The 24,588-nt window shown below is 24.4% G+C and carries 15 protein-coding genes and 6 tRNA genes; 17 read left to right on the top strand and 4 right to left on the bottom strand.

Annotation, left to right across the window (positions count from 1 at the left end):
• Positions 1-152: 152 nt before the first annotated feature.
• Positions 153-1,616 carry an IMP dehydrogenase gene (gene guaB / locus H0H36_RS02370; protein WP_185869490.1) on the top strand — a complete coding sequence of 488 codons (1,464 nt, stop codon included), beginning with the start codon at positions 153-155 and terminating at the stop codon, positions 1,614-1,616.
• Positions 1,617-1,626: 10 nt separating this feature from the next.
• Here guaB and H0H36_RS02365 read toward each other — a convergent pair.
• The 3 genes from H0H36_RS02365 to mutS all read right to left on the bottom strand — a co-directional run bounded on the left by H0H36_RS02365 (position 1,627) and on the right by mutS (position 4,418).
• A tRNA-Leu gene (locus tag H0H36_RS02365) sits at positions 1,627-1,711 on the bottom strand.
• A gap of 7 nt (positions 1,712-1,718) precedes the next feature.
• Positions 1,719-1,791, bottom strand: a tRNA-Gly gene (locus H0H36_RS02360).
• Positions 1,792-1,850: 59 nt separating this feature from the next.
• On the bottom strand, positions 1,851-4,418 hold the full coding sequence (gene mutS / locus H0H36_RS02355) for a DNA mismatch repair protein MutS (RefSeq protein WP_185869489.1): 2,568 nt from the start codon (positions 4,416-4,418) through the stop codon (positions 1,851-1,853).
• Positions 4,419-4,474: 56 nt separating this feature from the next.
• Here mutS and ileS point away from each other — a divergent pair, with 56 nt between their 5' ends.
• The 15 genes from ileS (at position 4,475) to rpoC (ending at position 21,570) form a co-directional block, all read left to right on the top strand.
• A complete protein-coding gene (gene ileS / locus H0H36_RS02350) occupies positions 4,475-7,888 on the top strand; it encodes an isoleucine--tRNA ligase (RefSeq protein ID WP_185869488.1) in 3,414 nt (1,137 codons plus the stop codon).
• Between the two features lie 323 nt (positions 7,889-8,211).
• The gene (locus H0H36_RS02345) at positions 8,212-8,871 is read left to right on the top strand and encodes a lipoprotein signal peptidase (RefSeq protein ID WP_185869487.1); all 660 of its coding nucleotides are present in this window, start codon (positions 8,212-8,214) and stop codon (positions 8,869-8,871) included.
• Between the two features lie 88 nt (positions 8,872-8,959).
• A tRNA-Thr gene (locus H0H36_RS02340) sits at positions 8,960-9,033 on the top strand.
• 5 nt (positions 9,034-9,038) lie between these two features.
• Positions 9,039-9,122, top strand: a tRNA-Tyr gene (locus H0H36_RS02335).
• A gap of 4 nt (positions 9,123-9,126) precedes the next feature.
• A tRNA-Gly gene (locus tag H0H36_RS02330) sits at positions 9,127-9,200 on the top strand.
• 101 nt (positions 9,201-9,301) lie between these two features.
• Positions 9,302-10,489, top strand: coding sequence for an elongation factor Tu (gene tuf / locus H0H36_RS02325; RefSeq protein WP_185869486.1), 1,188 nt, complete (start codon positions 9,302-9,304; stop codon positions 10,487-10,489).
• Between the two features lie 10 nt (positions 10,490-10,499).
• Positions 10,500-10,573: transfer RNA gene (locus H0H36_RS02320), tRNA-Trp, on the top strand.
• Between the two features lie 37 nt (positions 10,574-10,610).
• Positions 10,611-10,793, top strand: coding sequence for a preprotein translocase subunit SecE (locus H0H36_RS02315; RefSeq protein ID WP_185869485.1), 183 nt, complete (start codon positions 10,611-10,613; stop codon positions 10,791-10,793).
• A gap of 11 nt (positions 10,794-10,804) precedes the next feature.
• Complete coding sequence (gene nusG / locus H0H36_RS02310) at positions 10,805-11,359, top strand: transcription termination/antitermination protein NusG (RefSeq protein WP_185869484.1); 555 nt, start codon at positions 10,805-10,807, stop codon at positions 11,357-11,359.
• Positions 11,360-11,368: 9 nt separating this feature from the next.
• Entirely contained in the window at positions 11,369-11,809 is a 441-nt protein-coding gene (gene rplK / locus H0H36_RS02305; protein ID WP_185869483.1) for a 50S ribosomal protein L11, read from the top strand.
• Between the two features lie 24 nt (positions 11,810-11,833).
• Entirely contained in the window at positions 11,834-12,532 is a 699-nt protein-coding gene (rplA, locus tag H0H36_RS02300) for a 50S ribosomal protein L1 (protein ID WP_185869482.1), read from the top strand.
• Positions 12,529-13,062 carry a 50S ribosomal protein L10 gene (gene rplJ / locus H0H36_RS02295; protein ID WP_185869481.1) on the top strand — a complete coding sequence of 178 codons (534 nt, stop codon included), beginning with the start codon at positions 12,529-12,531 and terminating at the stop codon, positions 13,060-13,062. Before rplA ends, rplJ begins: the two co-directional genes overlap by 4 nt.
• A 35-nt stretch (positions 13,063-13,097) precedes the next feature.
• Positions 13,098-13,469 carry a 50S ribosomal protein L7/L12 gene (gene rplL, locus H0H36_RS02290; protein ID WP_185869480.1) on the top strand — a complete coding sequence of 124 codons (372 nt, stop codon included), beginning with the start codon at positions 13,098-13,100 and terminating at the stop codon, positions 13,467-13,469.
• Positions 13,470-13,494: 25 nt separating this feature from the next.
• Positions 13,495-17,313, top strand: coding sequence for a DNA-directed RNA polymerase subunit beta (gene rpoB / locus H0H36_RS02285; RefSeq protein ID WP_185869479.1), 3,819 nt, complete (start codon positions 13,495-13,497; stop codon positions 17,311-17,313).
• A gap of 27 nt (positions 17,314-17,340) precedes the next feature.
• Positions 17,341-21,570 carry a DNA-directed RNA polymerase subunit beta' gene (gene rpoC, locus H0H36_RS02280; RefSeq protein WP_185869478.1) on the top strand — a complete coding sequence of 1,410 codons (4,230 nt, stop codon included), beginning with the start codon at positions 17,341-17,343 and terminating at the stop codon, positions 21,568-21,570.
• 7 nt (positions 21,571-21,577) lie between these two features.
• Here the strand turns inward: rpoC and glnS are convergent, their stop codons facing one another.
• A complete protein-coding gene (gene glnS / locus H0H36_RS02275) occupies positions 21,578-23,179 on the bottom strand; it encodes a glutamine--tRNA ligase (protein WP_238786192.1) in 1,602 nt (533 codons plus the stop codon).
• A gap of 149 nt (positions 23,180-23,328) precedes the next feature.
• On the opposite strand from glnS, the gene H0H36_RS02270 reads away from it, so the two are divergent.
• Positions 23,329-24,573 (top strand): bifunctional folylpolyglutamate synthase/dihydrofolate synthase, encoded by a 1,245-nt coding sequence (locus H0H36_RS02270; protein ID WP_185869477.1) that lies wholly within the window; start codon positions 23,329-23,331, stop codon positions 24,571-24,573.
• The last annotated feature ends 15 nt before the right edge of the window (positions 24,574-24,588 follow it).

Raw genomic sequence — 24,588 nt, 5'->3', positions numbered from 1 at the left:
TGGAATGAAAAAATATATCATTATTTGTATTTTTTTTTATATAAAATAAATATAATGTAACTAAATTTTAGTTTTTCCTTGTAGTTTGAAAATAAGAATATTATATATTACGTTTTATATTTTATATAGTACGAAATTATAAATAAAAAATTATGTCTTTAAATAAAAAGATTTTAAAAGAAGCTTTAACTTTTGATGATGTTTTACTTGTTCCTTCTTATTCTTCAATTCTTCCATCAGAAGTATCTATTAAAACATCTTTAACACTTGATATAACTCTCAATATACCTATATTAAGTGCAGCTATGGATACAGTAACAGAATCTTCTTTAGCTATATCTATAGCAAGAGAAGGAGGCATTGGTATTATACATAAAAATATGAATATAAAAAATCAATCTGAAGAAGTTTATAGAGTAAAAAGAAGTGAAAGTGGAATGATAGATGATCCTATTACTCTTTCTAAAAATTCTACACTTAGATATGCACAATCTCTTATGAATAAATATAAAATATCAGGATTACCTGTAGTAGAAAAAAATAATATATTATTAGGAATTATTACTAAAAGAGATATAAAATATCGTATAGATTTAGATTCTTTAGTAGAAGAAGTAATGACAAAAGAAAAATTGGTAACTTCTAAAAGAAATATAACTTTAGAAGAAGCAAAAAATATTTTATTAAAGGAAAGAATAGAAAAATTACCTATTGTAGATAACTATAATAAATTAGTAGGATTAATTACTATTAGAGATATAGACAATTTAATTGCATATCCTAATGCATGTAAAGATTCTAGAGGACGTCTTCGTGTAGGTGCAGCCGTAGGAATAGATAAAAAAATTTTAGAAAGAGTAGAATCTTTAGTTAAAGTAGGAGTAGATCTTATAACTATAGATTCTGCACATGGTCACTCTTCTGTTATTTTAAAAATAATAAAATCAATTCGTCATACTTTTCCAGAAACTGTATTATTAGCCGGAAATGTAGTTACAAAACAAGGAGCTAAAGATTTGATAGATGCAGGATCAACAATATTAAAAGTAGGAATAGGATCTGGTTCTATTTGTACAACGAGAGTAATAGCTGGAGTAGGAATGCCTCAAATAACAGCTATAAATGATGTTTATGAATATGCAAAAAAAAGAAATGTACATGTTGTATCTGATGGAGGAATTAGACATTCAGGAGATGTAGTAAAAGCCATAGCTGCTGGAGCTAGTTCTGTTATGATTGGAAGTTTATTTGCTGGTACAGATGAAGCTCCTGGAGAAGAAGTTATTTTTCAAGGAAGAAAATTTAAAACTTATGTAGGTATGGGTTCTTTAATTGCTATGAAAAGAGGAAGTAAAGATAGATATTTTCAATTTAACGAAAAATCTGTTCCAGAAGGAATAGAAGCTATAGTACCATATAAAGGAAAAATAAAAGATGTTATTTATCAAATTTGTGGAGGATTGCGTTCTGGAATGGGGTATTGTGGAGTTTCTAATATTACAGAGTTAACAAAAACAGGAAAATTTGTAAGAATAACTAATTCAGGTCTAAAAGAAAATCATCCACATAGTGTGAATATAACAAAAGAAACTCCTAATTATTTTAATTGTAAATAATAAATATAAGTACCCGGAACGGGATTTGAACCCGTACGATCGTAATGATCACAGGATTTTAAGTCCTGTGTGTCTACCAGTTCCACCACCCGGGTGTTATAGAGCGAGAAACGGGATTTGAACCCGTGGCCCCGACCTTGGCAAGGTCGTGCTCTTCCTACTGAGCTATTCTCGCAAATGAAATAATAACTCAATTTAAAAACACTTTTATATATAAAAAAATTATTATTATAATTATTTTAATAATTTTTTAATTTTTTCAATTGTATTAAATATATCTTTAATAGGTAAAGAATAAACATTATATATTTTTTTTAAAGAATAGGATATTTTATTTAATAAAAATAAAACATTTTCCTTATTTTTTATAGTTATTGAATTTTTTTTATTTAATATTTTTAATATTTCTTTTGCTCTATAAATAATTTTTATAGGCATACCAGATATTTTTGCTACATGAATACCAAAACTATGATTAGTTTCTCCAATTAATAATTTTCTCATGAAAACAATATTATCATTTATTTTTTTTACAGAAACATGATAATTTTTTACTCTTTTTAAGAAAAGATTCATTTTATTTAATTCACGATAATGAGTAGCAAATAAAGTTAAAGGACGTAATTTATTTTCATGTAAATATTCAACTATAGATTTAGCTATTGCAACTCCATCATATGTACTTGTCCCTCTACCTATTTCATCTAAAATTAGAATACTTCTTTCAGTTATATTATTTAATATATTTGCTGTTTCATTCATTTCTACCATAAAAGTAGATTCTCCTAGAGAAATATTATCAGATGCTCCAACTCTACTAAATATTTTATCTATTAATCCTATTTCTGCATATTTAGCAGGAACAAAACTACCAATATGAGCCATTAATATAATAATAGCTGTTTGACGTAAAATAGCAGATTTTCCAGACATATTTGGTCCTGTAATAATAATAATTTGTTGATGAAGTTTGTTTAGTGTAATATCATTAGGAATATAGGATACTTTAGATATGAATTGTTTTTCTATAACAGGATGTCTACCTTTTTTTATAGAAAATTCAAAAGATTGATTTATTATTGGTTTTACATAATTATTTTCTAACGCTATCTTAGAAAAAGAATATAAAACATCTATTTTAGCAATTATTTTTGCATTTTTTTGCAAATATTTTATTTCTTCTACAATTTGATTAATTAAATTATTAAATATTTCTTTTTCTAGAAAAAAAATTTTTTGTTCCGCATTTAAAATTTTTAATTCATAATTTTTAAGCTCCTCTGTAATATATCTTTCAGAATTTATTAATGTTTGTTTCTGTATCCAATGAGAAGGAACTTTGTTTTTTTTTGTAATTTTTACCTCAAAAAAATATCCAAATATATTATTGTATCCAATTTTTAAATTGGAAATTCCAGTATTTAATTGTTCTATTGAACAAAGTTTTTCTAAATATTTTTTTTGTGAAAAATATAGATGACGAATATCATCTAATTCTTTAGAAAATCCTTTTATTATAACATTTCCTTTTCCTTTTTCAATTTGATTTGGAGGATTATTTTGTATAGTATTAATAATTTTTTTAGATATAAAATTACAATCTTGAAAAGATTTTCCAATATTTTTAAGTATTTCAGATTGTTGAGATAAAAATTTATTTTGTATCATATTAATAGCTAAAATAGATTTGTGTAATGTATATATTTCTCTAGGAGAAATTTTTCCTAAAGCTATTTTAGATATTATTCTTTCTATATCATGAATATTTTTTAATTTATCTTTTATATATCTTTGTATATAATTATTATAACATAATTCTTTTACTATTTGATGACGTTTTTTTATATGATCAATATTTATTAAAGGAAATAATATCCAATTTTTTAATAATCGTCCTCCCATAGGAGTGATAGTATGATCTAAAATATTTATTAAAGAAACTCCTTCTTTATTTAAAGGATGTAATATTTCTAAATTACGGAATGTAAAGTCATCTATCCACATAGATTCCTCTTTATTTATTTTTTTTATATTAGAAATATGTTTTATTTTAAAATGATGTGTATTATGTAAATAAGATAATATTGCCCCAGAAGAAATAATTCCTAATTTTAAATCATCTATTCCAAATCCTTTCAAAGAATTTGTTTTAAAATGAGATGTTAATTTTTCATATGCAAATGAATAATCAAATATACAATCTTCCATTAAAAATGTATAATATTTATTTTTTAATAGTTTTTCAAAAAACATTTTTTTATTTTTTTGAAAAATAATTTCGCTTGGTTTAAAATGAGTTATATATTGTAATATATTATGATTTTCATCTTCTGTTATAAAAAAATCTCCAGTAGATATATCTAAAAAACTTAATCCAAAATATTTTTCATTTATATGAATAGAAGCTAAAAAATTATTTGACTTAGTTTGTAAAATACTTTCATCTATAGCTATTCCTGGAGTAACAAGTTCTATTACTCCTCTTTTTACAATATTTTTTTCTTTTTTTGGTTCTTCTAATTGATTACAAATAGCAACACGGAATCCAGAACGTATTAATTTAGGTAAATAAGTATTTAAAGAATGAAAGGGAAATCCAGATAGTTGGATATTGGATCTTTTTGTTAAAACAATATTTAACGTTTTTGAACATTTTACAGCATCATCTCCAAAAGTTTCATAAAAATCTCCAACTTGGAATAATAAAATAGTATCTGGATATTTAGTTTTTATATTGTTATATTGCTTAATTAATGGTGTTTCTTCTTTTTTTTTACAAAAAGAATGATCGTTTTTATTCATAAATAAAATTATTTATAGTAAAATAGAAGATTTTTAATTATTAAAATAAAAACCTTATGTCAAAAATATTTAGAGAATATAAAAAATTGGATCTTAATAAGATAACCATAGAAATATCTCAATATTGGAAAAAACATAAGATTTTAAAAAAAAGTTTAAATAATTTTACGAAATTATCATATTCATATGTTTTATATGAAGGGCCTCCATCTTTAAATGGTAGTCCTGGAATTCATCATATCTTGTCTAGAACTATTAAGGATATTTTTTGTAGATATCAAACAATGAAAGGAAAAAAAGTATTTAGAAAAGCAGGATGGGATGTTCATGGATTACCGGTTGAAATTAATGTAGAAAAAAAAATTAATATTACTAAAAATGATATAGGTAAAAAAATAAGTGTAGAAAAATATAATACAATTTGTGAAAATTTTGTTAAGGATTCTTTAAAAGAATGGTATTCTTTTACAGATAAAATAGGATATTGGATAGATTTAGATAATCCTTTTATAACTTATACTTCTAAATATATAGAAAGTGTATGGTGGTTAATAAAAAATATGTATTGTAAAAATTTTCTTTATAAAGGATTTACAGTTCAACCTTATTCTCCTGCAGCAGGTACAGGATTAAGTTATCATGAATTAAATATGCCTGGATCTTATAAAAAAGTAAAACAAATATCTCCTTTTTTAAAATTTAAGGCAATAAAAAAAACTTTACCAAAAGTATTACAAAACGTTTTAGATGATATATATTTTATATCATGGACAACTACACCTTGGACTTTACCTTCAAATACAGCATTAGCTGTTGGAAATGATATAGATTATATTTTAGTAAAAACATATGATATTCATACTTCTTTAAAAGAAAATATTATTTTTTCTGAAAAATTGATTCATAAGGTATTATTATCAAGTAAATATTATTTTGTTTCAGATATTTCTAAATTTTATTTGGATAAAAAAAGTAATAAAATTCCATATTTCATAATAAAAAAATTTAAAGGTAAAGCATTATTATATAGTAAATATGAACAATTATTACCTTGGTTTAAACCTTATTATAATGTAGATAATGCTTTTCAAATTGTGGAAGGAGATTTTGTAAATGTGGAAGAAGGAACAGGTATAGTACATATATCTCCTACATTTGGAATAGAAGATTTTATGGTAGCTAAAAAATATAATATTCCTCCAATGTTAATATTAAATGAAAAAAATAAACCTGTTCCTTTAGTAGATTTTCAAGGAAAATTTTTAGATTCTTTACCTTATGGATTTGGAGGAAAATATGTGAATAAAAATTTTAGTAAAAATAAAAAAAATACTTTTTTAGTTGATGAAGAAATTGTTTTTTTTTTAGAAAAAGAAAAAAAAATATTTAGAATAGAAAAATGTTATCATTTTTATCCACATTGTTGGAGAACAGAAAAACCAATACTTTATTATCCTTTAAATTCTTGGTTTATAAGGATTACAGATAAAAAAAATAAAATAGTTTCTTTAAATCAAAAAATTAAATGGTTTCCTAATTTTATAGGTAAAAAACGTTTTGATTCTTGGTTAAAAAATATAAAAGATTGGAATTTATCACGTTCTAGATATTGGGGTACTCCTTTACCTATCTGGATTACTAAAGAAGAAGATGAAATTAAGGTTATAGGTTCTATTAAAGAACTAATTTTAGAAATTAAGAAATCTATTAAATATGGATTTATGTCTTATAATATATTTCAAGATTTTGTATTAGATGATATGAGTGATGATAATTATAATAAAATAGATTTGCATAAACATATTTTAGATAAAATTATATTAGTTTCTTCTAAAGAAAAACCTATGAAAAGAGAACCTGATTTAATAGATGTTTGGTTTGATTCTGGGGCTATGCCATATGCACAATTACATTATCCATTTGAAAATAAAGAATATGTAGATCATAATTTATTATTTCCTGCTGATTTTATTTCAGAAGGAATTGATCAAATAAGAGGATGGTTTTTTACTTTGCATACTATTAGTAGTGTTTTATTTAATTCTATAGCATATAAAAATGTTATATCTACTGGTTTAATATTAGATAAGAATGGAAGAAAAATGTCTAAAAGTAAAGGGAATACAATAAATCCTTTTGATTTAATAAATAATTATGGTCCTGATGCAATACGATGGTATATTATATTTAATTCTGAACCTTGGGAAAATTTAAAATTTAATATAGAAGGTATTAATATTATAATTAATAAATTTTTTGTAACATTTTATAATATTTATTCTTTTTTTGTTTTATATGCTAATATAGATGGTTTTTCTTATAAAGAAGAAGAATCTTCAAAAGAAGATTATACAGAATTAGATTTATGGATTCTTTCTGAATTAAATACACTTATTCAAAAAACAGATGAATCTTATGCAAATTATAATCCAACTAAAGTTGCTCGTTTTATTTCGTGTTTTGTATTAGAAAAATTGAGTAATTGGTATGTAAGATTATGTCGTAGAAGATTTTGGAAAAATGAATATACAAAAAATAAAATATCTGCATATCAAATTCTTTATAAATGTTTAATTTCCGTAATTAAATTAGCTTCTCCTATTATTCCATTTTTTTCAGAAAAGATATATTTAGATTTAAATTCTATTACTAAAAAAGAAAAGTATAAAAGTATTCATTTAAGTAATTTTCCTAACTGTAATGTAGATTTTATTAATAAAGTATTAGAAAAAAAAATGTTTTTAATTAAAAAAATAGTTGGAATGATTTTTTCTATTAGAAAAAAAAATAAAATAAAAATTCGTCAACCTTTACAGAAAATACTTATTTTATTTTCTAAAAATGAAAAAATTTATTCTCAATTAAAAAAAACATATGAAATTATATTAAAAGAAGCAAATATTAAAGAAGTAGAATTTCCTTATTCTTATAAAAATTTAGAATTAATAAAACATATTAAACCAAATTATCAATCTTTAGGACCAAGGTTTGGAAAAAAAATTCAAAAAATTTCTAAATTAATAAATAAATTTACTCAAGAAGATATTTTAAAAATAGAAAAAAATAAAAAATTAATTTTTCATTTACATAAAGAAAAAATTGTACTTTTTTTAAAAGATGTTAAAATTACTACGGAGTATATTAAAAATTGGTCTATTTTATCTGATGATGAATTAACAATAGCATTAGATTTAAATATTACAGATAAACTTTGGGAAGAAGGATTTATAAGAGAGTTAATTAGAAATATACAAATATTAAGAAAAAAACGTGATTATGATGTTATTGAAAAAATATGTATACATATAAATCCTAATGATAACAAAATACAATTTATTATACAAAATAATATAAATTTTATTTGTCAAGAAACTCTTGCTACAGATATTTTTTTTCAAAAAAAGGAAGAAGGAATGAAAGTATATTTATATGAAAAAATATTATATATACAGATTAAAAAAATTGAATAAAAAAAACAACAAATGCAAAGAAAAAATTAATATAAAGATAAAAAATTGGAAAAATAAAAAAAGTATTTATTTAAAGAATTTTAATAATCAAAATAATGGAACATACGATACTTTTTTTTACTTTTAAAGCTTTTCAATAAGTGTCTAAAACTTTTAGTCAAAAAATTATAAAATTTTGTAATATTTAAAGTTTAAATATAGATAAAATAAAGATTATGGAATCTATACAAGATTAATTTAAAAAGAACGTTTTATCGTTATTACATACACTTCCTATTGAAGAAAAAAGGATAAATAAAAAAAGAAAATAAATTTTATTTTTTTTGAAAAAATTTTTTTTAATTATTATTTCTATTTTATTAATAGATCAAATTTTAAAAATTTATATTAAAAGTCACTTTAAATTAGGTGATGGAATATTAATATTTCCTTATTTTTGGATTTTATTTGTTGAAAATCCTGGTATGGCATATGGTATTTATCTAGGACAAGGATATTATGGAAAAATAATATTAAGTATACTTCGTTTTTTTTTAGTTTTTTTTATATTTATATTTCTTTATAAAAGTGTAAAAAGAGGATTTACTAATTATTTAACTATTCCTATTAGTTTAATTTTATCAGGGGCTTTAGGAAATTTTTTAGATAGTGCTTTATATGGATTATTATTTAATTCAGGAACAATTTATAGTAAAGAATATCATAAATGGATCCCTTATTTTGGTATATCTAAAATAAATTCACCTTTTTCTATTATTTTTGGAAATGAAAATGGATATGCTTCTTTTATGGAAGGTTGTGTAGTAGATATGTTTTATTTTCCTATAATAGATATTAATATTCCTGACTGGATTCCAATTTTTGGAAATTATAATTTTCAATTTTTTAAACCAATTTTTAATATATCAGATATTGTTATATCTATTGGTGTTTTTTTATTATTTCTTTTTAAGAAAAAAATAAAAAATATCAAAATTTTTTAATATTTTTTATTTTTTGAGATTTATAAAAATCTCTATAGATTTGTATTGTACTGATTTTCATTATTAGGAATATTAAAAAATTAAATTTGCCGGTGTAGCTCAGTTGGTCAGAGCACGTGATTTGTAATCTCGGAGTCGTGGGTTCGAATCCCTCCACCGGCTTATTAGGGGAGATACTCAAGTTTGGTTAACGAGGACAGACTGTAAATCTGTTGGCTTTGCCTTCGCAGGTTCGAATCCTGCTCTCCCCATTATGCGGAAGTAGCTCAGTTGGTCAGAGCATCAGCCTTCCAAGTTGAATGTCGCGGGTTCGAATCCCGTCTTCCGCTCAAAATTTGTATAATGTAGCTCAGTGATAGAGCTCTTCCTTGATAAGGTTATAGGTTTAATTAATTACCGATGTTATCTTTGAAATATTTTAATAATTATTATGGCAAAAGAAAAATTTAAACGAGACAAACCACATTTAAATATAGGAACTACAGGTCATGTTGATCATGGTAAAACTACTTTAACCGCTGCTATTACAAAAGTTTTAGCAGAAATAGGATTGGCAGAGGAAAAAAGTTTTGATGCTATAGATAATGCTCCAGAGGAAAAAGCTAGAGGAATTACTATTAATACATCTCATGTAGAATATGAAACTGTAAAACGTCATTATGCTCATGTAGATTGTCCTGGACATGCAGATTATGTGAAGAATATGATAACAGGAGCAGCTCAAATGGATGGAGCAATTTTAGTTGTAGCCGCAACAGATGGACCTATGCCTCAAACTAGAGAACACATATTATTAGCACGTCAAGTAGGAGTTCCTAAAATGGTAGTATTTATGAATAAAGTAGATCAAGTAGATGATACAGAATTATTAGAATTAGTAGAAATGGAAATACGAGAACTACTTTCAAAATATGAATATGATGGAGAAAATATCCCTATAATACAAGGATCAGCTTTAGGAGCTTTAAATGGAGATAAAAAATGGATAGAAAAAATTAAAGATTTAATGAATATATTAGATAATTATATTCCTGAACCAGTTCGTGAAATAGACAAAGAATTTTTAATGCCTGTAGAAGATGTATTTACTATAACAGGAAGAGGAACAGTAGCAACAGGTCGTATAGAAAGTGGTATTGTTAATACAGGAGATTTAGTAGATATTATAGGAATGGGGGAAAAAAAATTATCTTCTACAGTAACAGGTGTAGAAATGTTTAGAAAAATTTTAGATAAAGGTCAGGCAGGGGATAATGTAGGACTATTGTTACGTGGTATTGAAAAAAAAGATATTAAAAGAGGTATGGTAATAGGAAAACCAGGATCTATAAATCCCTATAAAAAATTTAAAGCAGAAGTATATATTTTAACAAAAGAAGAAGGAGGTAGACATACTCCTTTTCATAATAAATATCGTCCTCAATTTTATTTAAGAACAACAGATGTAACTGGAGAAATTCATTTACCAAAAGGAGTAGAAATGGTTATGCCAGGAGATAATATCTCTATGGAAGTAGAATTACATCAACCTATTGCACTGAGTGAAAATTTACGTTTTGCCATTCGTGAAGGAGGAAAAACTGTAGGAGCAGGGCAAGTTATTCATATTATGGATTAATATTTTTTAAACGGATGTAGCTCAGTTAGGTAGAGCATCGGTCTCCAAAACCGAAGGTCGTAAGTTCGATTCTTACCATCCGTGTATAATATTTTTATACAAAAATTGTAAATTAATAATTATGATAAATAATTTTTTTTTGGAAATTTATAATGAATTTTTTCATTGCATTACATGGACAAAATGGGAAGATTTACAAGAAACAACAATGTTGGTATCTTTTTTCTCTATATTTTTGTCCATACTTTTATATGGAGTGGATTGTTTTTTTATTTTTTTAATTAAAAAATTATTTTCTTTATAAATTAAAAATTAATGAGTGATTTGTATAGAAAATGGTATGTAATAAAAACCATTAGTGGACAAGAAAATAAAGTAAAATTATATATTGAGAATGAAATTAGAGATAATGGATTTCAAGAATATATAGGAAAAGTATTAGTACCTATTGAAAAAGTTATACAGATGAGAAAAGGTAAAAAAATTTATAGAGAAAAAGTTCATTATCCTGGATATGTTATGATTGAAGCTAATTTAGAAGGAGAAGCTATTCATGCTATTAAAAATGTTCCTGGTGTTATTAATTTTTTAAGTGAAGGAAAAGGAAATTCTGCCATACCTATTCCTATGAGAAAAGAAGAAGTTAATAAAATGTTAGGTTACATAGATAAACTTTCTGAAAGTTATGAAAATATTAACCTACCTTTCATTGTAGGAGAAACAATTAAAGTTATAGACGGTCCTTTTAATGGATTTAATGGAACAATTGAAAAAATTAACGAAGAAAAAAGAAAATTAGAATTAGCTGTTTTAATTTTTGGTAGAAAAACTCCATTAGAATTAAATTTTACACAAATAGAAAAAATTTAAAATTAAATCATGGTAGAAAAAAATAAAAAAATAATAAAAAAAATAAAAATTCAAAAAATAAATGGAGGTAAAGCTAGTCCAGCTCCACCTATTGGTCCAATTTTAGGAAGTTCTGGAGTAAATATCATGGAATTTTGTAAACAATATAATTATCGTACTCAAGAAAAAAAAGGTGAAATATGTCCTGTTATTATAACTATTTATGAAGATAAATCATTTTCCTTTTTAATAAAAAAACCTCCTGTTTCTATTCAATTGTTGAATATAATAAAAAAAGAAAAAGGTTCTAAAGAGCCTAATAGGTCAAAAATTGGAAAAATAAATTTTGATGAAATTAAAAAAATAGCAAAAAATAAAATAAAGGATTTAAATTGTTTTTCAATGAAATCTGCTGTATCTATGGTTTCTGGTACTGCAAAATCTATGGGTATAGAAATTATCGATACTTAAAAAGTTTATTCATTTTATTTTTACATGTCAAATAAATTAACTAAAAATAGAAAAAAAATTATAGAGAAAATCTCTAAAAAAAAATATTCTTTAGAAGAAGCTACAGTTCTTATTAAAGAAATAAATTTCGTTAAATTTGATGCCTCAGTTGATATTTGTGTACATCTTGGTGTAGATGTTCGTGTTCCAAACCAAATAGTTAGGGGAACAGTACAATTACCTCATGGAATAGGTAAAAAAGTTTATGTTTTAGCTTTGGTAACTAAGGATAAAGAGTTAGAAGTTAAAGAAGCTGGAGCAGATTATGTGGGATTACATTATATTGAAAAAATTAAATCTGGATGGAAAAATCATATCGATATTATTATAGCTATGCCTTCTATTATGAATCAGTTAGGTAGTATTGCAAAAATATTAGGACCAAAAGGATTAATGCCAAATCCTAAAATGGATACGGTTTCTATAGATCCAGCAAAATCTATAAAAGAAATTAAATCTGGAAAAATTTTTTTTAAAACAGATCGTTATGGTATTATTCATGCTTCAATAGGAAGAGTTTCATTTTTTCATCAACATTTATTAGATAATATAAAGGTATTTATGAAAAAAATTGTACACAATAAACCTTCTAGTTCTAAAGGAACTTATATAAAAAGTATTTATTTATCTACTACAATGAGTAATAGTATTCCATTAGATTCAAAAATTTTTGTGAACAAATGAATAAAAAAAACAAAAAAAAAGAATTGTTGGAATTAGTTTCCTTATTATCTAATATTGAAACAATATATTTAATTGATATATCCAATTTAAATTGTAATCAAATATCTGTTCTTAGAAAAAATTTTCATGAACAAAATATTCAAATGAAAGTGGTAAAAAACACTTTATTAAGAAAAGCTATGGAAAAAAATGATAAATTTTATTCTTTTTTTTCTATTCTAAATGGAAATACTACTATTTTATTTTCTAATAAAATGAAAGAAAACATAGCTTCAAAAATTATAAAAAATTTTCATATTCAAGAAAAAATAGATAAACCTTATTTAAAAGGAGCTTACATTCAAAAATCTTTCTATTTTGGTAATGAAAGTTTAGATTTAATTATTAACATCAAATCTAAAGAAGATATTATTGCAAATATTTTATATACGCTTCAATTTCCAATGATACATATTATTTTATCTTTATCAAATATATACGGAATATTAAATGCTTTATCTTCACAAAATAAGATAAACATATCTAAATAGAGATGTTGCATTACTAACTAATAAAAAATAATAAAATGATAGAAAAGATAGCAGAACAATTAGTTAATTTAACTGTAAAACAAGTTAATGAATTAGCTACTATTCTAAAAAAAGAATATGGAATAGAACCATATAATTCAGTAAAATTAGAAAATACTTCTAAAAGTAAAGAAGAAATATCTAAAAAAGAAGAAAAAACTGTTTTTAATATAATTCTTAAATCTTCTGGAAACTCTAAATTATCTGTTGTAAAATTAGTTAAAGAAATAACTGGAAAAGGACTTAGAGAGTCTAAAGATTTAGTAGATAATATTCCTAGTTTAATTAAAGATTCTGTAAATAAAAAAGAAGCAGAAGATTTAAAAAATAAATTTGAAGGAATAGGCGCTATAATTGAAATAGAATAAAAATATATCGATTAAATTAAAATTGGTGAATACGGAAAAAATATCAGAAAGAATTACTTTTGCTTCAGTTGCAAAACAAGTAGAGTATCCTGATTTTTTGGATATTCAAATAAAATCATTTAAAGAATTTTTTCAATTAGATACAAAACCAGAAAATATAAAAAATGAAGGATTATTTAAAGCTTTTACAGAAAATTTTCCAATTTCTGATGCAAGAAATTCTTTTGTTTTAGAATTTAAAGGTTATTCTATAGATTCTCCTAGATATTCAATAGAAGAATGTCTAGAAAGAGGGTTAACTTATAGTGTTCCTTTGAAGGCTAAATTAAAATTATATTGTACTGATCCAGAACATGAAGATTTTGAAACTGTATATCAAGATGTGTATTTAGGAACATGTCCTTATATGACTCCTTCTGGTTCTTTCATTTTTAATGGTTCAGAAAGAGTTATTGTTTCTCAATTACATCGTTCTCCTGGAGTATTTTTTGGTCAATCTAATCATGCTAATGGTACTAAACTTTATTCTGCTAGAATTATTCCATTTAAGGGATCATGGATAGAATTTGCTACAGATATTAATAATGTTATGTATGCTTATATTGATAGGAAAAAAAAATTACCAATGACTACTTTATTACGTGCTATAGGATATGAAAGAGATAAAGATATATTGGAAATATTTGATTTAGCAGAAGAAATAAAAATAACGGAATTTAATACAAATAATATTTTAAATAGGACTTTAGCTGCTAGGATATTAAAAATATGGCATGAAGATTTTGTAGATGAAGATACAGGAGAAGTAGTATCTATAGAAAAAAATGAAATACTTATAGATAGAGATATTTCTTTAAAAAAAGAACATATAGATATTATTAATCAACATGAAATTCAAACTATTTTATTGCATAAAGAAGGAGGTAAAAAAAAAGATTACTCTATTATTTATAATACTTTACATAAGGATCCTACTAATTCTGAAAAAGAAGCAGTAGAATATATTTATAGACAATTAAGAAATACGGAACCTCCAGATGAGGAAACAGCTAGAAGTGTAATAGATAAATTATTTTTTTCTGATACTAGATATAGTTTAGGTCCTGTAGGAAGATATCGTTTAAATAAACGTTTAGGATTAAGTATTGATTCAAATTCTTTAGTTTTAACTAAAGAAGATATTATTGCTATAGTAGAACATTTAAATGCTTTATTTAATTCTAAAAGAGAAGTAGATGATATTGATCATTTATCTAACAGACGCGTAAGAACTGTAGGAGAACAACTTTATACTCAATTTAGTATTGGATTAGCTAGAATGTCTAGAACAATAAGAGAAAGAATGAATGTTAGAGATAATGAAGTTTTTATGCCTGTAGATCTTATTAACGCTAAAACTTTATCATCTGTAATAAATACTTTTTTTGGAACTAATCAATTATCTCAATTTATGGATCAAACAAATCCTTTGTCTGAGATAACTCATAAAAGAAGACTTTCTGCTTTAGGACCTGGTGGATTATCTAGAGAAAGAGCCGGTTTTGAAGTAAGAGATGTTAATTATTCTCATTATGGAAGATTATGTCCAATAGAAACTCCAGAGGGACCTAATATAGGATTAATATCTTCTCTTTCTGTATTTGCTAAAATAAATAAAATGGGATTTGTTGAAACTCCTTATAAATTAGTAAATAAAGGTAAAGTTGAAAAATATCAAGTAAAATATTTAAGTGCAGAAGAAGAAGAAGGAAAGATTATAGCACAAGCAAATGCAATTGATAAATATGGAAAATTTTTATATAATAGAATTATAGCTCGTGAAGATGGTGATTTTCCTATAGTAAAAGCAAATCAAGTAAATTATATAGATGTAGCTCCTAATCAAATAGCTTCTATATCTGCTTCTTTAATTCCATTTTTAGAGCATGATGATGCTAATAGAGCTCTTATGGGTTCTAATATGATGCGTCAAGCTGTTCCATTATTAAAACCTGAATCACCTATAGTTGGTACAGGATTAGAAAAACAGATAGCAATAGATTCTAGAATTTTAATTAATGCAGAAAAAGATGGTATAGTAAAATATGTAGATGCTACAAAAATAATAATTCATTATGATAGAACAGATAAAGAAAACTTAGTAAGTTTTAATGAAACTTCTGTAAGAAGTTATAATCTTATTAAATTTAGAAAAACAAATCAAAATACATGTATTTCCTTAAAACCGATTGTAAAAAAAGGTATGAGAGTTACTAAAGGACAAATATTATGTGATGGATATGCCACAGAAAATGGAGAATTGGCTTTAGGAAGAAATTTAAAAGCAGCATTTATTCCTTGTAATGGATATAATTTTGAAGATGCTGTTTTAATTTCTGAAAGAGTAGTAAGTGAAGATTGGTTTACTTCTATTCATATAGATGAATATTCTTTAGATGTACGTGATACAAAATTGGGAATGGAAGAATTAACTAATGACATTCCTAATGTTAGTGAAGAAGCTACTAAAGATTTAGATGAAAATGGAATTGTTAGAATTGGTGCTGAAGTTAAACCTGGTGATATTCTTATCGGAAAAATAACACCAAAAGGAGAATCAGATCCAACACCAGAAGAAAAATTATTACGAGCTATTTTTGGAGATAAAGCTGGAAACGTTAAAGATGCATCTTTAAGAGCTGAACCTTCTTTATTTGGAGTAGTAATAGATACAAAACTTTTTACTAGAAGTATAAAAGATAAAAAATCTAGAATTCAGGATAAAATAAAAATAGAACATTTAGAAAAAGAATATAAAAAAAAATTTTCTCATATTAGAAATATTCTTTTAAAAAAATTACACTCTATATTAAATGATAAAATTTGTGATAGTCCTATTTTTAATGAAAAAAAACAAAAAATAATAGAAAAAGGAATCAAATTCAATATGAAAATACTTGATAGTATATCGGATTACATGGTTATTGATTCTACTAATAATTGGACTAATAATAGTGATATAAATAATTTAGTATCAGAAATTTTACATAATTATAAAATAGCAATAAATGATTTAAATAGTATTTTAAAACACAAAAAATTTACTATTACAGTAGGAGATGAATTACCATCTGGTATTGTAAAAATGGCAAAAGTATATATTGCTAAAAAAAGAAAATTAAAAGTAGGTGATAAAATGGCTGGAAGACATGGAAATAAAGGAGTAGTAGCTCGTATTCTTAGAGTAGAAGATATGCCATTTTTAGAAGATGGAAGTCCTGTTGATATTGTTTTAAATCCATTGGGAGTTCCATCTAGAATGAATATAGGTCAAATATATGAGACAGTTTTAGGTTGGGCTGGTTCTAAATTAAATGTTAAATTTTCTACACCTATATTTGATGGAGCAAGTATAGAAAAAATTTCTGAATATACAAATAAAGCAAAAATTCCACGTTTTGGAACTACTTATTTATTTGATGGAGGTACAGGAGAAAGATTTGATCAACCAGCTACTGTAGGAGTAATATATATGTTAAAATTAGGTCATATGGTAGATGATAAAATGCATGCTCGTTCAATAGGACCTTATTCTTTAATTACTCAACAACCTTTAGGAGGTAAAGCTCAATTTGGAGGACAACGTTTTGGAGAAATGGAAGTTTGGGCTTTAGAGGCATTTGGAGCATCTAATATTTTACGAGAGATGTTAACTGTTAAATCAGATGATGTAACAGGAAGAGCAAGAACTTATGAAGCTATAGTAAAAGGAGATCCTATGCCTGAACCTAATAATCCTGAATCATTTAATGTTCTTTGTTATGAATTAAAAGGATTGGGATTAGATATTAATTTAGAAAAATGAATTTTCTATAATGAGTTTTTAGGAAAAATGAATAAAAATAAAAACAATAAATTCAGTAAAATTACTATTAGATTAGCTTCTCCAGAAGTAATATTAAAAGAATCTCATGGAGAAGTATTAAAACCGGAAACAATAAATTATCGTACACATAAACCAGAAAGAGATGGTCTTTTTTGTGAAAGAATTTTTGGTCCTGTAAAAGATTATGAATGTGCTTGTGGTAAATATAAAAGAATCCGTTATAAAGGAATCGTTTGTGATAGATGTGGAGTCGAAGTTACTGAAAAAAAAGTTAGAAGAGAACGTATGGGACATATTAGTCTTGTCGTTCCTGTTGTTCATATTTGGTGTTTTAGATCATCTCCTAATAAAGTAGGATATTTGTTAGGATTACCCTCCAAAAAACTTGAAATGATTATTTATTATGAAAGATATGTTGTTATACAAGGAGGAAATGCTTTTCATTCAGATGGATCTCCTTATCAAAAAGGAGATTTTTTAAATGAAGAAGAATATTTATCTATTTTAAATTCTTTACCAAAAGGTAATCAACATTTAGAAGATTCAGATCCAAATAAATTTATTGCTAAAATGGGAGCAGAATGCATAGAAAATTTATTGAATCGTATAAATTTAGATACTTTATCTATAGAATTAAGGAATCAAGCTCATAATGAAACTTCTAAACAAAGACGTACAGAAGCTTTAAAACGTTTGCAAGTAGTAGAATCTTTTATAGAAGGTAAAAAAAATGGAGGAGATCCATCTTGGATGATTATTCATGTATTATCTGTAATACCTCCAGAATTACGTCCTTTAGTACCTTTAGACGGAGGACGTTATGCTGCTTCTGATATGACAGATTTATATCGTCGTGTACTTATAAGAAATAATCGTTTAAAAAGACTTATAGAAATTAAAGCTCCTGAAGTTATTCTTCGTAATGAAAAAAGAATGTTGCAAGAGGCAGTAGATTCTTTATTTGATAATTCAAGAAAGGTATCTGCAGTAAAATCAGAAGCTAATCGACCTTTAAAATCTTTATCTGATATTTTAAAAGGGAAACAAGGACGTTTTAGACAAAATCTTCTAGGAAAAAGAGTAGATTATTCTGCTAGATCTGTTATTGTAGTTGGACCACATTTAAAATTACATGAGTGTGGAATTCCTAAAGATATGGCTGCGGAACTTTATAAACCTTTTATTATTAGAAAGTTAATTGAAAGAGGCATAGTAAAAACAGTAAAATCTTCTAAAAGAATTATTGATAAAAGAGAGCCTATGATATGGGATATTTTAGAAAATGTTTTAAAAGGACATCCTGTATTATTGAATAGAGCTCCTACTTTGCATAGATTAGGAATTCAAGCTTTTCAACCTAAATTAATAGAAGGAAAAGCTATTCAATTACATCCTTTAGTTTGTTCTGCTTTTAATGCAGATTTCGATGGAGATCAAATGGCTGTACATTTACCATTATCTGATGGAGCTATTTTAGAAGCTCAACTTTTGATGTTAGCTTCTCAAAATATTTTAAATCCTGCGAATGGATCTCCTATTACAGTACCTTCTCAAGATATGGTATTAGGATTGTATTATATGACTAAACCTTTATTATCTGATTCCAGTAGAAATGTAAAAGGTGAAGGTTTAATTTTTTATTCTCCAGAAGAAGTAGAAATAGCCTATAATCAAAAAATAGTAGATTTACATGCTTTAATTAAAGTTAAAGTGAATATTCGTGAAGAAAATAAATTTTTATCTAAATTAATAGAAACTACCGTAGGTAGAGTATTATTTAATCAAGTTGTTCCTGAAAAAGTAGGATTTATTAATGAATCTCTTACTAAAAAATCATTAAGAGAAATTATAGGTAAAATTCTATATTTAACGGATGTTCCTACTGCTTCTAATTTTTTAGATGATATTAAAGAATTAGGTTTTTATAATGCATTTAAAGGAGGACTTTCTTTTGGTTTAGGAGATATTATTATACCTGATAATAAAAAATATATGGTGAACCATGCTATTAAACAGGTAGATGACGTAAAAATAAATTACAATATGGGATTAATAACGAATAATGAACGTTATAATCAAGTAATTGATATTTGGACAAATACAAATACTATGCTTACAGAAAAAGTAATGAAATATATGCGTGAAGATAGACAAGGTTTTAATCCTGTATATATGATGTTAGATTCTGGAGCTAGAGGATCTAAAGAACAAATACGTCAACTTTCTGGAATGCGAGGTTTAATGGCTAAACCTAAAAAAGCTGGATCTTCTGGAGGAGAAATTATTGAGAATCCAATATTATCTAATTTTAGAGAAGGATTATCTATTTTAGAATATTTTATATCTACTCATGGAGCTAGAAAAGGATTAGCAGATACAGCATTAAAAACAGCAGATGCAGGATATCTTACAAGACGTTTAGTTGATGCTGCACAAGATGTTATTATAAAAATAGAAGATTGTAATACATTACGTGGATTAGAAATATCTGCGTTGAAAAAAAATGAAGAAATAGTAGAAACTTTATTTGATAGAATTTTAGGTCGTGTTTCTTTAAATGATATTTTTCATCCAAAAACTAATGAATTAATAGTAAATTCTAGAGAAATGATTAATGAAATAATAGCAAACATTATTGAAAAATCTGGAATAGAAATAATAGAAGTAAGATCTCCTCTTACATGTGAAGCAAAAATGGGTATTTGTTCTAAATGTTATGGACGTAATTTATCTACAGGAGAAATAGTGCAAAAAGGAGAAGCAGTAGGAGTTATAGCTGCACAATCTATTGGTGAACCTGGAACTCAATTAACTTTACGTACGTTTCATGTTGGAGGAACAGCAGGTAATATTACAGAATCCTCTCAAATAAGAACTAAATATAATGGTATTGTAGAATTTGAAGATTTAAAATTAGTAAAAAAAAATTCTGGAAAAGTAGGAATTGTTGTTTCTCGTTCTACAGAAATGAAATTTTTTAATGAAAAAAAATCATCTATTTTAATGATGAATAATATTCCTTATGGAGCTACTTTATATGTTAAACATGGAGATAAATTAAAAAAAGGAGATTTAATTTGTAAATGGGATTTATATAATGCAGTAATCATTGCTGAATTTTCTGGAAAAATATCTTATGAACATTTAGAACAAGGGGTTACCTTTCAAATAGAAATAGATGAACAAACAGGTTTTCAAGAAAAAGTTATCACAGAAGTAAGAAATAAAAATTTAATTCCAACATTAAAGATTCTTGATGAAGATAATAAAGAATTAAAAATATATAATTTACCAGTTGGAGCTCATTTAATGGTAGAAGATGAAGAAACAATTGATATAGGTAAAATATTAGTAAAAGTACCTAGAAGATCAGCTAAATCTGGAGATATTACAGGAGGATTACCTCGTTTATCTGAATTATTTGAAGCACGTAATCCTTCTAATCCAGCTGTAGTATCGGAAATGGACGGAATAGTTACTCATGGTAAAATAAAAAGAGGAAATAGAGAAATTATTGTAGAATCTAAAACAGGTGAAATTAGAAAATATCTTGTAAAATTATCTAATCAAATACTTGTTCAAGAAAATGATTATGTAAAAGCAGGAATGCCATTATCAGATGGAGCAGTTACTCCTAATGATATTTTAAATATAAGAGGACCTCGAGCTGTTCAAGAATATTTAATAAAAGAGATACAGGAAGTATATCGTTTACAAGGAGTTAAAATTAATGATAAACATTTTGAAGTTATTGTTTTACAAATGATGAGAAAAGTAGAAGTAATAGATATTGGAGATTCTAAATTTTTAGAAGGAAGTATTGAGTATAAAGATGATTTTATAGAAGAAAATGATAGAATATCTCAAATGAGAGTAGTAGAAGATAATGGAGATTCAGATATTTTTAAAAATGGAGATATTATTTCTTATAGAGATTTTATAAATGAAAATGCTGTATTAAAATATAAAAATAAAAAATTAATAAAAACTAGAAATGCTATAGCTGCTACTGCTAGACCTATATTGCAGGGTATAACTAGAGCAGCTTTACAAACTAAATCTTTTATATCTGCAGCTTCATTTCAGGAAACAACAAAAGTTTTAAGTGAAGCGGCTATAAGTAGTAAAACTGATTATTTATATGGATTAAAAGAAAATGTTATTGTAGGACATAAAATTCCTGCTGGAACTGGATTAAGAGAATATGAAAGTATTTCTGCAGAAATATTAGAATAAATTTTATTTATAATTTTTTTATTTTTTTTTCCCATTTATTTTTTATAGATACTGTTTTATTAAAAAAAATTTTATTTTTTTTATCCTTTTCTACATAAAAATAACCAATTCTTTGGAATTGATAATGATCTCCTTTTTTAGCTTTTTTCAAAAATGGTTCTGCATATCCCATAATTTTATCTATTGATTTTTTATTTATATTTTTTTTAAAATCAATATTAGGATTTTTTTTTAAAAAAAGAGTATTATATAAATTAATTTTTATAGGTAAAGAATGTTTTATAGAAACCCAATGTAAAGTACTTTTTACTCTTCCTTTTTCCTTATTTTTTTCTTTTTTACCAGATTTGCTTTTTTGATCATAAGAGCAATATATTTCTGTTATTTTTCCATCAAAATTTTTTTTTATATAATTAGCTTTTATAATATAAGCATTTTTTAATCTTACTTCTTTACCAATACAAAGACGAAAAAAATTTTCTTGTTCTTTTTCTAAAAAATCATTTTTTTCAATAAATAAATATTTTGAAAAAGGAACTTTTCTAAATTCAATAGTAGTACTTTCTGGATTTTTTTCAGCTTTTATCCATTCAGTAGTATTTTCAGGATAATTATCTATAATTAACTTAATTGGATCTAGGACTACCATTACTCTAGTTGCTATTTTATTTAAATGTACTCTAATACAAAATTCTAAAAGAGATATATCAATAATATTATTTCTTTTTGAAATTCCTATATTATGAACAAAATTTATTAATGAAATTGGCGTATAACCTTTATGTCGTAATCCAGATATTGTTAAAATACGTGGATCATCCCAAGATTGTATTATTTTTTTTTCTATTAAATATTTAATTTTTCTTTTACTAGTTATAGTATGACTGATATTTAGTCTTGAAAATTCTATTTGTTTTGGTTTAATTTTTTTTTCATCATATATTTGGTTTATATACCAATTGTATAATGGTTTTCTATTTTCAAATTCTAATGAACATAATGAATGAGATATTTGTTCAATATAATCACATTGCCCATGAGTCCAATCATAAGTAGGATAAATACACCATTGATATCCAGTTTTATGATGTTTTTTTTGTAATATTCTATACATAATTGGATCTCTCATATTCATGTTTGATGATTCCATATTAATTTTAGCTCTTAAAACACATGATCCTTCTTTAAAAAATCCATTTTTCATTTTATCAAAAAGATCTAGATTTTCATCTATTGATCTATTTCTATAGATACTATTAATTCCAATTTCAAAAGGATTTTTTCTTTGAAATTTAATAATATTTTGAGATTGATCATCTACATAAGCTTTATTATCTTTAATTAATTTAATAGCCCATTCGTAAAGTTTTGTAAAATAATCTGAAGCATAACTTTCTTTATCCCATTTGAAACCCAAAAAAATAATATCTTTTTTAATAGATTCTATAAAATTTTTATTTTCTACAACAGGATTAGTATCATCAAATCTTAAATTAACTGGAGACTTATATTTTCTACCCAATTCAAAATTAAGACATATAGCTTTAATGTGTCCAATATGAAGATATCCATTTGGTTCAGGAGGAAAACGAAATCTAATCCTTTCCAAAGGAAATCCATTTTTTATATCTTTTTTTATGATTTTATCAATAAAATGTAAATGTGATTCTATTTTAAAAAATTATAAATTATGATACTAATATAATTAATTTTTTGAAAAAAATATATTTTTGTTATGTTATTTTAATGAACATAATTTTGAATTATTCAGAAATTATTAAATGGATTTTTAAGCGTCTTCCAATCTATCAAAAAAATGGTTTAAGATCCTATAAACCAGGTTTAAAAAGAATACAAAATTTTTGTTCCTATTTAGGAAATCCTCAAAATTATTTTAAAAGTATTCATGTAGGAGGAACAAATGGAAAAGGATCTACTGTTCATATGTTATCTTCTATTTTACAAGAAGAAAAATATAAAATTGGTTTATTTACTTCTCCTCATTTATTAGATTTTAGAGAAAGAATAACTTGTAATAATATATTAATAGAAAAAGATTTTATTATAGATTTTATTAAAAATAATAAAAAATTTATAGAAAAAGAACAAATTTCTTTTTTTGAAATGAATACTATTTTAGCTTTTCAATATTTTAAATATAAGAAAATTGATATAGCTATTATTGAAGTAGGTTTAGGAGGAAGATTAGATTCTACTAATATTATTATTCCAGAAATATCTATAATTACTAATATTAGCATGGATCATACAGAAATTCTTGGTAAGAATAAATTAGAAATAGCTTTTGAAAAAGCTGGAATAATAAAAAAAAATGTATCAGTAATAATAGGAAGTAAAATGTCAAAAAATATACAACTTATTTTTTTAAAAGAATCCTTTAAAAAAAATGCTCCAATCTATTTTTTTACAGAAGAAAAAAAAAATTTAAAATATCAAATTCCTTTTGAAGCTGATTATCAAAATTTAAATAAAAATATAGTTTTAAAAACTATAAAAATTTTACATGATAGAAAAAATTTTATTATATCTAATAAATCTATAAAAAAAGGATTAAAAAATGTAATAAAAAATACTAATTTTAGAGGTAGATGGCAAATTTTACAATATTATCCAAAAATAATTTGTGATATAGCTCATAATGAGGAAGGCATATTAATGGTAAATAATCAATTAAAAAAAGAATCATATGAAAGATTACATTTAGTTTTGGGTTTTGTAAAAGAAAAAAAAGTAGATAAAATATTAGAATATTTTCCTATTAAATCTTTTTATTATTTTTGTCAACCTAATATAGATAGAAAATTTTCTATTAATGATTTAAAAAAATTAGTATATAATGTTTTACAAGATAAAGAAAAAATAAGTTTTTATAATACAGTAAAAAAAGCTTTTTTTACCGCTAAAAAAAAAGCTTATAAAAAAGACTTAATTTTAATAAGTGGGAGTACTTTTGTTGTATCTGAAGTTTTATTATTATATTAATTTTTTATTTATATT

The sequence above is a fragment of the Blattabacterium cuenoti genome (assembly GCF_014252395.1).
Lineage (GTDB): Bacteria > Bacteroidota > Bacteroidia > Flavobacteriales > Blattabacteriaceae > Blattabacterium > Blattabacterium cuenoti_AA.
This window is presented reverse-complemented; position numbering and strand designations above follow the sequence as displayed.

What these genes read in the sequence shown, in the direction of transcription:
- guaB (WP_185869490.1), top strand. Translation starts at nt 153, where the DNA reads ATGTCTTTAAATAAAAAGATTTTAAAAGAAGCTTTAACTTTTGATGAT.
- mutS (WP_185869489.1), bottom strand. Translation starts at nt 4,418, where the DNA reads ATGAATAAAAACGATCATTCTTTTTGTAAAAAAAAAGAAGAAACACCA.
- ileS (WP_185869488.1), top strand. Translation starts at nt 4,475, where the DNA reads ATGTCAAAAATATTTAGAGAATATAAAAAATTGGATCTTAATAAGATA.
- tuf (WP_185869486.1), top strand. Translation starts at nt 9,302, where the DNA reads ATGGCAAAAGAAAAATTTAAACGAGACAAACCACATTTAAATATAGGA.
- H0H36_RS02315 (WP_185869485.1), top strand. Translation starts at nt 10,611, where the DNA reads ATGATAAATAATTTTTTTTTGGAAATTTATAATGAATTTTTTCATTGC.
- nusG (WP_185869484.1), top strand. Translation starts at nt 10,805, where the DNA reads ATGAGTGATTTGTATAGAAAATGGTATGTAATAAAAACCATTAGTGGA.
- rplK (WP_185869483.1), top strand. Translation starts at nt 11,369, where the DNA reads ATGGTAGAAAAAAATAAAAAAATAATAAAAAAAATAAAAATTCAAAAA.
- rplA (WP_185869482.1), top strand. Translation starts at nt 11,834, where the DNA reads ATGTCAAATAAATTAACTAAAAATAGAAAAAAAATTATAGAGAAAATC.
- rplJ (WP_185869481.1), top strand. Translation starts at nt 12,529, where the DNA reads ATGAATAAAAAAAACAAAAAAAAAGAATTGTTGGAATTAGTTTCCTTA.
- rplL (WP_185869480.1), top strand. Translation starts at nt 13,098, where the DNA reads ATGATAGAAAAGATAGCAGAACAATTAGTTAATTTAACTGTAAAACAA.
- rpoC (WP_185869478.1), top strand. Translation starts at nt 17,341, where the DNA reads ATGAATAAAAATAAAAACAATAAATTCAGTAAAATTACTATTAGATTA.